This is a genomic window from Vibrio sp. T11.5, assembly GCF_027587155.1.
Classification (GTDB): Bacteria; Pseudomonadota; Gammaproteobacteria; order Enterobacterales; family Vibrionaceae; genus Vibrio; species Vibrio neptunius.
The window spans coordinates 26249-39420 of the sequence record NZ_JAPPTP010000009.1; the positions used below are offsets into that span (position 1 = coordinate 26249).

Genomic DNA, 13172 nt, shown 5'->3' on the forward strand with positions numbered 1-13172 from the left:
CAATTGAACAAAACATCAGCATATTAATGCGGATCATTTACTTTCAAACCGAAGTTTAAAGCTAAGACAACTTTGTACAGTTAGTAAGGCTTTAATTGGTAGTGAATACTTATTCACACCAAAAATGGACTATACCAATAAAAATATTTCGCGTAATTAAATTACAGAAAGTGGCTAATTGGGGAATAAAAAGGTTAAATCAGGAGCGTAGCAGTATCAGAAGTGGGAATATTTTATTGATAGATAAATCGAGAAATTATGGATAACTCACGTTATCCCCTACCTTCAGTCTCAAATGAAAGTGGTTTTAAGCAAAAAAAGTCGGCTCGAAGGCCGACAGGGAAATGAAACAAAGGAACGAATTGTTAGCTGACCAGAGCCATAGGTTGTGTCTGACCAGAGAGAATATGATTGGCGGTATTCATGCGATCATGCATAACTTTAATCGCCTGGCCAAATTGAAGGGATTTGACGCCATTAAGAACAAATGCTTCCAAGTTAATCGATGCACACAAGCTGGCACTGTCTCCTACTTCCAATACCAAGAAGTAGCCATTGCTATAATTGTTCGACAATTGGACAAAATCACCTTCTACAGGCACATTTAGACCATCTGAGAGACAATCAAAGAACCAGCTCTTGGGTTGGACTGGCTTATGGAAGCGCTTTGCTGCAACACAATAGAGGGCTAATTCAGCCTGACGAGGCTCTGAAAGGTCTAGATGAGCAATTTGCTCTTTGTATGTTTGGTAAGCAGAAGCATCATCAACGGAGAATTCGTTAACACCGATTGCGCAATCTACAATCAACTTTTTGGAAAGATTTGTCTTGAATACCATATCATCACCCAGATCCAGCATCAGGTGCTGCTCTGTGTCATCATAGTACCAAGTCCATTTGTCACTCGGTTTAAGCATCATTCCAATCTCGTGTAAAAGTCAATTCAGGTAAAACTCTAAATTACCTTCCCATACAATTACCGAAATTCTATTCGCTAATGAACAAAAAAAAAGAGGAAATGATAAATCATCTCCTCTTCAAAAACTGAGTAAATTCAGGCTTTACGCCAGTGTGACAGCGTCACTTATACCATCATAGGTTTTTAACAATATCTCTTACAAGAGTTGGACCATGATAGATAAAACCAGAGTAAACTTGGACAAGTTGCGCGCCTGCCATCATTTTCTCTTTCGCTGCAACGTATGAGTCAATACCACCTACCCCGATAACCGGAATTTGCTCTCCCAACTCTTCATGTAGACGACGAACAACTTCAGTACTTCGAGATTGAACCGGACGGCCACTCAACCCACCTGCTTCATTGGCATGCTTCATTCCTTCAACAACACTGCGATCCAATGTTGTATTTGTCGCGATAACACCATCAATGTTGTTCTTCAGTAAAGACTCGCAGATCTGGCTGATCTCATCATCACTAAGATCCGGAGCGATCTTAAGTGCAAGTGGTACATACTTATTATGCTTCTCAGTTAGCTCGGCCTGCTTCACTTTTAATTCAGACAGCAGTTCATCCAAAGCTTCACCGTACTGAAGTGATCGTAATCCTGGAGTATTTGGCGATGAGATGTTCACGGCGATATAGCCTGCGTGCTCATACACTTTTTCCATACAGATCAGATAGTCTTCGGCACCCTTTTCAATCGGTGTATCTTTGTTCTTACCGATATTAATACCCAGCACACAATCGAAGTTAGCTTTCTTTACGTTGTCAACCAGATTATCGACACCTAAGTTGTTAAAGCCCATTCGGTTGATAATACCTTCAGCTTCCACTAAACGGAAAAGACGCGGTTTATCGTTACCGGCTTGAGGTCTTGGCGTTACTGTCCCGACTTCAACAAAGCCAAAGCCCATTGCGTCGAAAGCTTCAATACATTCACCGTTTTTGTCCAAACCCGCTGCTAAACCAACAGGGTTACGGAAAGTCAAGCCCATACATTCGACTGGACGATTAGGAAGTTGTTGACGATAAAGAAGATCGAGAGGTGTACCGGTAAAACGTTTGAAGTTTTGAATTGCGAGATCATGTGCCTTTTCGGCATCAAGTTGGAAAAAGCCAGTTCTGGCTAGACGGTAAAGCATTGTGCCTCCGATAGAAAAAAGCCCCGTATAAACGGGGCTGTATTATTTACTGTTTTACCGAATAATTCAACGAAATGTGTCAATTACTCGTTAGCTGAACAGTTTAAGTTAAGTAACATCAACTCACGTAACGCCACTGAGAACTTAGCAAATTCATGCACTGATCCAACTTTGAACTCATTAAGGATGTTTTCCCAGCGATGGAGCGAAATTTCATTATTTTCGATCCAATCATCCAAAGCTTTCATCACATCGAGATCTTCCGGTGCACAACTGCAACTTAATACCTGGCCTGTTAGCTGTCGTTGCTGCCAATCAAGATCTTCACGGAACGCTGCTCTTGCCAGTGCCTGCCAATGGTTATCAACAGCCTGACCATTGATCTGCTTCAAGAACCAATGAAGAGACAGACGATCGCCTAAGTTGAAATACAGCTTAGCGCTCTGCTCTATCGATTTGCCTTTCTCTCGAGCCACTGTTGAAATATCCAGTACTGAATATAGGCTAGACAAACGCGCAACATAATTAGCAACCTCAGGACTAATACCCTGTTCAACCCACGCCTGAGCCATTTCATTGTGCTCTTCGACTTCAGCAGGCACCAGCATATCGTCTAGTTTGGCTTTGATCGTTTCAACATCACCTTGATAAAGTTCGATCAGTGCTTTCACACATTGGCGGCCAGTGCGGTTGCGTAACAACCAGCGAGAGAGACGGCGCAACGTTCGACGAACATAGAACATCATGTCGTATTGCGCTTCTGTTGACGCTTCATTGTCGAGTTCGCGCAGTGACTTAAGCACATCACCTAAACCGAAGATTTCACGTGACGCAGCGTAAGCATTTGCTATATCAACAACATGTGCACCTGTCTCTTCTTGTAGACGAGTCACATAGTTACAACCCATTTCGTTCACCATCTGATTTGCAAGTGCTGTTGCAATAATCTCAGCACGCAGCGGATGGTTATCCATTTGCTGCGTATAGTTACGGCGTAACTCAGTTGGGAAGTAATTGACTAGTTGCTGTGCATGGTAATCATCGTTGGCAATGTCATCGTGAACCAGCTCTTCTTTCAGAACCATCTTGCCGTAAGCAACCAGTACTGACAGCTCAGGGCGAGTCAATGCTTTACCTAGCTTTTCACGCTCAAGTAGCGTTTCATCATCTGGGATGTATTCAAGTGCACGGTCTAGGTGACCCGCTTTCTCCAAATCGTGAATAAAGCGAATCTGCTCTTTGACGAGCGACGTACCCTGCTGTTCAGTCACAGAGATAGATTCAGATTGGCAGTAAGCGTCATCAAGAACAATCTCACCCACTTCATCTTCCATGGACTCAAGGATCTTATTACGCTGCTTAACGGTTAGATCGCCATTGGCCACCAAGCCATTGAGGAAGATCTTAATGTTAACTTCGTTATCCGAACAATCCACGCCACCGACATTATCAACAAAGTCCGTGTTTACGCGGCCGCCAGTCAGGGCATACTCGATACGACCCAGCTGAGTCATACCTAAATTCCCACCTTCACCGACAACTTTTGCACGCAAGTCTCGCCCATCGATACGCAGAACATCGTTAGCACGGTCACCAACATCAGTATGCGTTTCGTTTGACGCTTTAACGTAGGTGCCAATACCACCATTCCATAGAAGATCAACTTCCATCTTAAGCAGCATCTTGATGAGGTCGTTTGGCGCTAATGACGCTTTCTTAGTACCGATCATCTTCTGGATTTCTGGTGTCAAAGCAATCGACTTCGCTCGACGAGAGAAGATGCCGCCACCTTTAGAAATTAGCTTGGTGTTATAATCTTCCCAGCTTGAACGAGGTAACTTAAATAAACGATCACGCTCTTTCCAGCTCTTCGCTGAATCTGGGTTTGGATCAATGAAGATATGCATGTGGTTAAACGCAGCCTGCAAACGAATATGCTTAGACAGCAACATACCGTTACCAAATACGTCACCAGCCATATCACCAACACCGATAGCAGTGAAGTCTGTAGTCTGACAGTTAATACCCATTTCGCGGAAATGACGCTTTACTGATTCCCAACCACCTTTCGCTGTAATACCCATAGCTTTGTGGTCGTAACCGTTAGAACCACCAGAAGCAAAAGCATCACCTAGCCAGAAGTTGTACTCATCAGATACGGAGTTCGCTAAATCAGAGAATGTCGCTGTACCTTTATCTGCCGCAACAACCAAATACGGGTCATCTTCATCATGACGAACAACGCCCTTCGGCGGGATCACTTCCCCTTCGATAATGTTGTCTGATACGTCTAGAAGTGCGCGAATAAAGCGTTTGTAACAACGTTGACCTTCAGCAAAGATCTCATCACGACCACTTAGAGTGTGCTGACGTTTACAAACAAAACCGCCTTTTGCACCAACCGGAACAATAACCGTGTTCTTAACCTGCTGCGCTTTTACCAGACCCAAGATTTCTGTACGGAAGTCTTCTTGACGATCTGACCAACGTAAACCACCACGAGCTACCTTGCCACCACGTAGGTGAACACCTTCGATATCCGGTGCATATACAAAGATCTCAAATGCAGGAACTGGCTGAGGAATTTCTGGAATGTCACTCGGCTTCATCTTCAACGATAGCCAAGGCTTATTCTGCTTATTCGCGTCTAGCTGATAGTAGTTAGTACGCAGCGTTGCACTGATCATTTCTACATAGCGACGGATGATACGATCATCATCCAAGCTCTCTACATGATCAAGTTGCTCTGTGATCTTATTAGTCAGTTCAGTCTGGCCTTTCTGACTGCCCTTAAATTTAGGATCAAAACGCTTAGCAAATAGTTCTACCAAACCTTTTGCTAATTCAGGATAGTGGCTTAGCGTTTCTTCAATGTATTGTTGACTGAACGGGAAACCCACCTGACGCATGTAACGCGCGTAGGCACGAAGAATCGATATCTCACGACCCGTCAATGAAGCACCCAGTACTAGGCGGTTGAAACCATCACTCTCCAGTTCACCAGCCCAAATTGCAGCAAATGCTTGTTGGAAACGATCACGAGCTTCACGAAGATCAACTGTCTTTTCGCTCTTATGAAGCATTGAGAAATCGAGGATCCAATACACCTGACCGTTCGCTTTACGAACTTCATAAGGTGACTCACCAATAACTCGTAGACCCAAGTTTTCCAACATTGGCATCACGTCTGAAAGGTGAATAGGTTCATCTCGATGGTAAAGTTTGAGACGAACTGATTTTGAATCTGAACCCAGCTCTTGTGGACGATAGAACAACATACCTAACTTGTTGTCATCGCTGAGCGCTTCAAGACGTTCAATATCTGCTACTGCAGAGCCAGGCATGACATCTTCTTTGTACGAACGAGGGAATGCACGTAGATACTCTTTCGATAAAGGCAGACCTTTACTTTCACCGAAGTTCGCAACAATCGCGTCAGACAAGCGATCATCCCAAGTTGAAGATGCTTCCATTAAGTTTTGCTCAATCGTTTTAACGTCTACGTCCATGTTGTTGTTATCAACACGAACAATGTAATGAGTTCGGGCTAGTGGGCTCTCTGAGAAATAAGTTGTAAACTCGACTTCTTTATCACAACCGAAATATTGTTTTAGGATTCGCTGAGTCTGACGACGAAGCTCAGTGTTATAACGATCTTTCGTTACGTACACCATACAGCTGAAGAAACGACCAAACGGATCTTTGCGAACAAACAGGCGAAGCATATCGCGGTCTTGCATCTGCACCACACCCATGCCCACTTCAAGGAGTTCTTCTTCTTTCGCTTGAAGTAGTTCATCGCGAGGGTAATTTTCAAGAATATTGTGCAGTGCTTTGTAAGAGTACGAACCTTCACGATAGCCACTTGCGGCCAGAATACGTTCTACTTTTTCACGAATTAACGGAATGCTTTCGACACTCTGGTTATACACAGCAGAGGTATAAAGGCCAGTGAAACGGTGCTCACCGACAACTTTGCCGTCTTTATCAAATTTCTTGATACCGATGTAATCGGTATAAGCCGGGCGGTGAATTCGTGAAGGCGTATTGCCTTTAGTCATGATCAGCAAGAATGGTTTTTTCGCTTCCAGACGTGCAGAGTCAGGAAAATCAGAAAGCTTCACGCTGCGGACACGATTGCGATTGCCGAAAAGCCCAAGGCCTTTATCAGCTGTTGGGCGAAGTTCGGTATCACCGTCAACATTGACGAGATCGTATTCTTTGTAACCCATGAACGTGAAATTGTGGTCACCTAACCAACGAAGAAATTTAAGTGTCTCTTCGTAACGATCACGCTCCACCGCTACCTTACCTTGTTGTGCTTCAACTTGATTCGTCACTTCTTCCAGTTTTTCAACCATCAGCAGCCAATCTTGAACGACCAAAGCAGTATCTGTGAGTATTTTAAGCAGCTCTTCTTTTAGAGAACTCATCGTCTCTTTTGCGCTCAAGCGGTCAACTTCAACATGGAACAGCGACTGAAGTACACCTGCACCTTCATTGATACTGGTAATCTCACCTTTTTTGTTGCGTTCAATCTGGGTAGGGCCATGAAGCATTAAGTGAGACGCTAAATCTAAACGACTCAGTGCCATTTTTACCGAGTCAACGAGGAAAGGACTATCAGGAACCACGATTTCGACAATGGTGTGCGTGGATTGCCACCCTTGGCGACTAACGGTCGGGTTAAAAACTCGGACCGACACATCATCTGCTTTTTTCTCATTGATATGGTGCCAAAGGCTGACGACAGCACCATACAAGTCAGATTCGTTTCGTTCGACTAGATCGTCTTGAGATATGTTATTGAATAAATGCTGAGCAAGTTGAGTGACTAAAGGTTGATGAGCAAGCTCGAGTTTGTCTTGAATCAGTTTATAGACTTTTTCAAGCAGAACCGGCATCAGAGTTTCACGCGCGGTCATAATCACACTCCACAATTAGAATTGTATATATTTTTTGAGGGTTGTTGTAAGCATAGTGCTTAACACGGGTAATGCCGCTTTATTGTAAAAGCTTTATTGATAAATAGTTAATTCTTTTAGGAGTGGTAGGAGGTGAAATGTTCGATAATGTGACTAAGGCACTATTTAAACTCCTATAAAATCAGTTGCTCACAGAACTTCTAACTTAAGAAACTTGTTATTTTGGTCAGTTGTTAAACAAAAACGCCCCTTAAGGCCAATTTGACTAAGAAAAGGTCTAAACCTTGATGCTGGCAATTGTAAACGTAAGCCATTGTCTGTCACCACTAAAACGTTGCTCGCCGCACCATTGTAATGAGCGAGAAAAGTTTGATAAGAAATGTTGAGTGAAAAGTAGTAATGATTCATTTTGTTTGGTTAAAAAAGTAACGATATTTATCACGACCAGAAAAAACTGTATAAATAAACAGTAGCACTATAAAGTGCTACTGTTTCGTGCAGCGATTACGCTTCCAGAGCTTTGTTAACCTTTTCAAATAGGTCTTTGGCTAAGTTATCCATCGATTTGAGTACTTCAAGCTCTGCTTTAATTAGCGCTTGGCGCTCTTCATCATATTTGCGGAACTTAAGCAATGGATCAATCAGACGCGAAGCAACTTGCGGGTTACTGCTATTCAGCTCTTGCAAAATCTCACCTGCGAACTTGTAACCCTCACCTGACTTAGCATGGAAACGCACTGGGTTCATATTCAGGAAAGAGCCAACAAGGCTGCGAGTTCGATTTGGGTTTTTCAAACTGAATGCTTCATGACTCATCGTGTCCTTGATCACATCGAGTACGTTATCTGCTGGGTTAGTACCCTGCAACGTAAACCACTTGTCCATAACCAGACCATCATGCTTCCACTTATCACTATAATTAGACATCAGTGTTTCGCGGCATGCTAGTTGCGCACTATTCGCGGCACTCATTGCGGCAATGGTGTCTGTCATGTTATTCGCAGCGAAATACTGCTTCTCTGCTAACTCATTGCCTTGTTCCGTATACGCGAGATAAGCTAATGCAGTGTTACGCAAAGAGCGCTTACCGATCGCTGCGTGATCGATCGTGTATTCAACCTGCTTCAAGCTATGATAAAGCGCGCCAAACTCGTCTTCCAACTCAGCAGCCAACTTCACTTTGATCGATTTAAGCACTTTAGCAACGGCATCCACGTCCACTTGTTTGTACCAACCGGATACTTCATTGTGGCTTGGCAATGCCATCATCTCAGCAATAAATGCTGGTTCAAGCTTATCTGACAATAATACACCTCGGAAGGCATCAATCAGCGCTGGAGACAGTTCAACATCTTGACCGTTTTGTACTGCTTCGACGTTGCTACGAATGTATTTTGCTAACAGCATTTGACCAGCATCCCAACGAGCAAAGTCATTGCGCGCATGCACCATCAGGAAAATCAGTTCTTCATCGCTATAATCGTACTTGAGAACTACTGGAGCAGAGAACTCACGAAGTAAAGACGGCACTGGTTGTTCAGATACGTTTTCAAATACGAAGGTTTGCTTCGCTTCGGTGACGTTAAGAACATTTTCAACTTTTTTACCGTTACATTGTAACTCAATGACATCACCGTTTTCCGCGTACAACTCAACATCAAATGGAATATGTAACGGCTGCTTTTCTTGCTGCTCATGAGTCGGTTCAGTGCGCTGAGAAACAGTAAGCGAATACGTTTGTGCCGCTGAATCATACTCACTTGTAACAGATACCGTTGGTGTACCTGACTGGCTGTACCATAGGCGGAATTGTTTCAGATCGACACCTGATGCATCTTCCATAGCCGCGACAAAATCTTCACAGGTTGCCGCTGTACCATCATGGCGCTCAAAGTAGAGCTTCATACCCTTCTGGAAACCTTCTTCTCCCAGCAGTGTATGCATCATTCGGATAACTTCACTGCCCTTTTCGTATACCGTTAAAGTATAGAAGTTGTTCATTTCTATAACTTTTTCTGGACGAATTGGATGTGACATAGGACTCGCATCTTCTGCGAATTGTGGGCCACGAATAATTCTTACGTTGTTAATACGATTCACCGCTCGTGAACCTAAATCCGACGAAAATTCCTGATCGCGGAATACAGTAAGTCCCTCTTTCAAACTCAACTGAAACCAGTCTCGGCAAGTAACGCGATTGCCTGTCCAGTTGTGAAAGTACTCGTGACCAATTACCGCTTCTATGCCTAAGTAGTCAGTATCCGTTGCCGTTTGCTCATTGGCCAAAACAAATTTAGAGTTAAAGATGTTAAGACCTTTGTTTTCCATTGCGCCCATATTGAAGAAATCAACTGCAACAATCATGTAGATATCGAGGTCATACTCTAGACCGAATCGTTCTTCATCCCACTTCATTGAATTGATAAGAGACGTCATTGCATGAGGAGCGCGATTAAGGTTACCTTTGTCGACAAAGATTTCTAAAGCCACATCACGCCCGGATTTGGTCACATACTTATCACGAAGGACATCAAAATCCCCAGCAACAAGTGCAAATAGATAAGCCGGTTTTGGGTGTGGGTCTTGCCACTGAACCCAATGACGACCGCCTTCTAAATCTCCTTCTGCAATACGATTGCCGTTACTCAGTAAGAATGGATAACCCACTTTGTCTGCGATTACTTTCGTTGTGTACTTCGCTAATACATCTGGACGATCCATATAATATGTAATTCGACGGAAACCTTCAGCCTCACATTGAGTACAGAATGCACCACCCGATTTATACAAACCTTCCAAAGCCGTATTTTCTTCGGGATTAATTTCAGTGACTATTTTCAGTTCGAACGATTCAGGTAGTGCGCTAATCTCTAACAAACCTTCCCTTTCTTCAAACCTTGTCCAATCCTCACCGTTAACAGAGATATTAATCAGCTTAAGACTCTCACCTTCCAATTGAAGCCTTGTGTCTTCCTTTAACTGCTTAACTTGAGAAACCGCGGTTACAATGGTCGCGGTGTCATGAAGATCGAAAGTTAAATCGATGTCGGAAATAGTATGAGATGGTGAGCTATAATCTTTACGGTATTTGGCTTGAGGTGTTTGAGCCATGTCGGAATCCTTCTGACTAGATATAATACATTGATCTTGTGTCTATTCGAGACACTTCTTGGATACGTTGTTGTTTGCAAACGCTGGTAATTTTATTTTGAGCTAGCTTAACCGCAGACAATTAAAAAAACGAGGTATTATGTTTAAATACCTCGTTTTTACCCAAGTTGATGAATACATTTTGACTGTTCGTCTAAATAGTCATCTCGATTTGCTTTGTATCATGTCACCGAACCCGGTTTAGCACGGCGTAAAGCGCACCTTCTTCCATTTCTAAAGTGAGAATATCACTATCTAAACTGTATTTGGTTTCGTGCTCGCCGTTTTCATAAAGCAACACCAAGTGCTCTCCTTCGGTGTAGTAGACACCTTTGTGCACCGCTTCATCACCCTCTCCGTTACTCACCCTAAACATAAACACGAAGTCTGGTTGCAGAATAAGGTCCAAACGCTGTACTTCACTGGCTAACATTTCATGGCCACTCAATTGCGCACTAGACCACATGCCAGCAAGTGAATTCGATAACGCTTTTGTGAAAACGACACCATTGAGGTTAAGCATATTGTGGTTGGTGTTGTAGCTGTATATTTGCGGCTCAGACGTATTCAAACCGAGGATAAGCGTATCTTCATTAGCGTCGTAAAGCCCTTCCCAGTGGTCCACTGAATAGTCACGTTTTTGAATATCAATCTTAAAGCTGTAATTTGAATCTAAAGTCAGTTTAATCGCTAAGAAATTTTCTTGTGATTTTTCTGGGTTAGGGTTGACGAGGTACCAATCCCCTAGCAAAAAGGGCTGATCAAATTGAGTTAAATCACTATTGTCTCTGGTTTCGCTTGCGACCACAGAAAGACTAAGACAAGCAAGTAGAAATCCAATCCATCTCATAGCGCACCTCTCACTCTTTTCTTTAAGCTTAGGTGGGTAATTCTGAATAAGCGAAATTTTTTTGATCTATATCACGCTAATTATTGATATAAAAAAAGCGAGCTTTGACCAGCTCGCTTTTTATTTTTATTTTGCAGTTACTTAATCATATCAACCATAATAGCGACCGATTCATCTAAATAAGCATCTGGAGCTTGATAGTCTTTCGGCACGTCATCAAGAGATTTAAACAAAGCCTCTCCATGATATTTTTGTCTAAGGTTAATACGAGCTAGCCGATCATCATCTGATTTATCACTTTCCTCTTTGCGGATTTTTTCGTTCAGAGACAGAGTGTTATCATCTTTTTCAGCTTTGTACCTAGCGATGTCTTCGGCTATGAATTGAAATTCTAAGTCTTTGGCAATTCTGACTTGATGTTCTGCGTCCAGTTTCTTTATCAACTCATCGTTACGCTGTAACACTTCATATTTTGCCTTGTCAATGCTATCCCAAGGCAGTGCGTTGTCTTCTACACTCTCACCAGTTTCACTTGGCTCGATTGGTGTTGGAAAAGCAATATCAGGCGTAACACCTTTGTTTTGTGTACTTCCACCATCAATGCGATAAAACTTTTGAATTGTGTACTGAACGTAACCTAACTCTTTATCAAACAAATCATAGATGTGATTTAACGAGCGATGTTGCTGAACCGTACCTTTACCAAATGAATTCTCACCAAGGATAACCGCTCGACCATAGTCTTGCATTGCAGCAGCAAAAATTTCTGAAGCAGACGCACTGTATCGATTAATAAGTACTGTCATCGGACCGTCGTAGCTGATCTTGCCGTCAGTATCACTATTTACATTGACCCGACCATAGCTATCACGAACTTGAACGACTGGGCCACTGGTAATAAAGAGACCAGATAACGCGGTCGCTTCAGTAAGCGCTCCTCCACCATTATTTCTGAGATCGACAATAATGCCATCAATACCTTTAGCTTTCAGTTCAGTGATAAGCTTATCCGTATCTTTTGCCAGACCGACATAGAAGCTAGGCACTTCAACTACACCAATCTTCTTGCCATCTTTTTCGATCACTTCAGATTTAACAGCTCGGTCTTCAAGACGGATTTTATCTCTAACAATAGAAATGACTTCGGCTTTCGCATCCTTACCTTCTGGTAGGACTTGCAAGTTAACTTTAGTCCCTTTAGGTCCTTTGATGAGCTGTACAACATCATCCAATCTCCAACCGATAACATCGACAATCTCTTCACCATCCTGACCGACACCAATGATGCGATCACCTTCAGCCAATTGCTTGCTCTTAGAAGCAGGGCCACCAGCCACTAAAGAGCGAATGACAGTATAGTCATCAGTCATTTGCAATACAGCACCAATTCCTTCTAGAGATAGATTCATCTCTGTTTGGAACTGTTCTGCATTACGAGGTGAAAGATAGCTAGTGTGAGGGTCTACTTCGCGGGCAAACGCATTCATGTAAAGTTGGAATGCATCTTCGTTGTGGGTTTGACTCAGACGCTTGAGTGCATTGTTATAGCGCTTGCCTAAGACATCTTTGATTTCTTTCCAATCTTTACCCGTCAGCTTAAGGTTCAACGCATCATATTTGACTCGTTTTCTCCATAACTCATCGAGTTCTGCGGTATCCTTAGGCCAAGCCACTTTACTACGGTCAAGCTCAATACTCTCGTCAACATCAAACTTCATTTCGGAGTCGAGCAAGGATAAGGCATAAACAAACCTCTCGTAACGACGCTTCATCGACAAGTTATAGATATCAAAAGCAATTTTGTTGTCACCTGACTTTAACTGATCGTCAATCCCGTTTGCCGACTGATTAAAAGCGTCGATATCAGCTTGAGTGAATACGTTTCGATTGAAATCAAGCGACTCGATATAGCGATGAAATATCGCTTGAGAAAATTGATCGTTGAGAGTGAAGTGTTTGTAGTGAGAACGAGTGAAACGAGAAGTCACGCGCTTACTTGCTGTTGCATGCTGAGATTCGGGAGCCAAGACAGGTAAGTCTTCGAGAGTAACTTTCGCTTCAAGAGCGCTTGCTGATGAAGCTGCTAGCCAGAGGCTAGCAGCAATCAGCGACAATTTTGAACGGCATTTCATGCGTAGGAGTGT

Annotated in this window: 7 protein-coding genes; all 7 read right to left on the minus strand. The window is 43.0% G+C overall.

Going from position 1 to position 13172, the window contains the following annotated elements:
* Positions 1-365: 365 nt before the first annotated feature.
* The 7 genes from OH455_RS11295 to prc all read right to left on the minus strand — a co-directional run bounded on the left by OH455_RS11295 (position 366) and on the right by prc (position 13160).
* Positions 366-917: a cell division protein ZapC gene (locus tag OH455_RS11295; RefSeq protein WP_045973895.1), complete on the minus strand. Its 552-nt coding sequence runs from the start codon at positions 915-917 to the stop codon at positions 366-368.
* Between the two features lie 175 nt (positions 918-1092).
* Positions 1093-2103: a quinone-dependent dihydroorotate dehydrogenase gene (pyrD, locus tag OH455_RS11300; RefSeq protein ID WP_219347902.1), complete on the minus strand. Its 1011-nt coding sequence runs from the start codon at positions 2101-2103 to the stop codon at positions 1093-1095.
* Positions 2104-2186: 83 nt separating this feature from the next.
* The gene (locus tag OH455_RS11305) at positions 2187-7028 is read right to left on the minus strand and encodes an NAD-glutamate dehydrogenase (RefSeq protein WP_269981445.1); all 4842 of its coding nucleotides are present in this window, start codon (positions 7026-7028) and stop codon (positions 2187-2189) included.
* A gap of 189 nt (positions 7029-7217) precedes the next feature.
* The gene (locus OH455_RS11310; RefSeq protein WP_269981446.1) at positions 7218-7436 is read right to left on the minus strand and encodes a DUF2835 domain-containing protein; all 219 of its coding nucleotides are present in this window, start codon (positions 7434-7436) and stop codon (positions 7218-7220) included.
* A 96-nt stretch (positions 7437-7532) separates the two neighbouring features.
* Entirely contained in the window at positions 7533-10139 is a 2607-nt protein-coding gene (gene pepN / locus OH455_RS11315) for an aminopeptidase N (protein ID WP_269981447.1), read from the minus strand.
* Between the two features lie 226 nt (positions 10140-10365).
* Positions 10366-11028 (minus strand): hypothetical protein, encoded by a 663-nt coding sequence (locus OH455_RS11320; RefSeq protein ID WP_045973469.1) that lies wholly within the window; start codon positions 11026-11028, stop codon positions 10366-10368.
* A gap of 137 nt (positions 11029-11165) precedes the next feature.
* Positions 11166-13160, minus strand: a complete 1995-nt coding sequence (gene prc / locus OH455_RS11325) for a carboxy terminal-processing peptidase (RefSeq protein ID WP_269981448.1) — start codon at positions 13158-13160, stop codon at positions 11166-11168.
* Positions 13161-13172 lie beyond the last annotated feature (12 nt).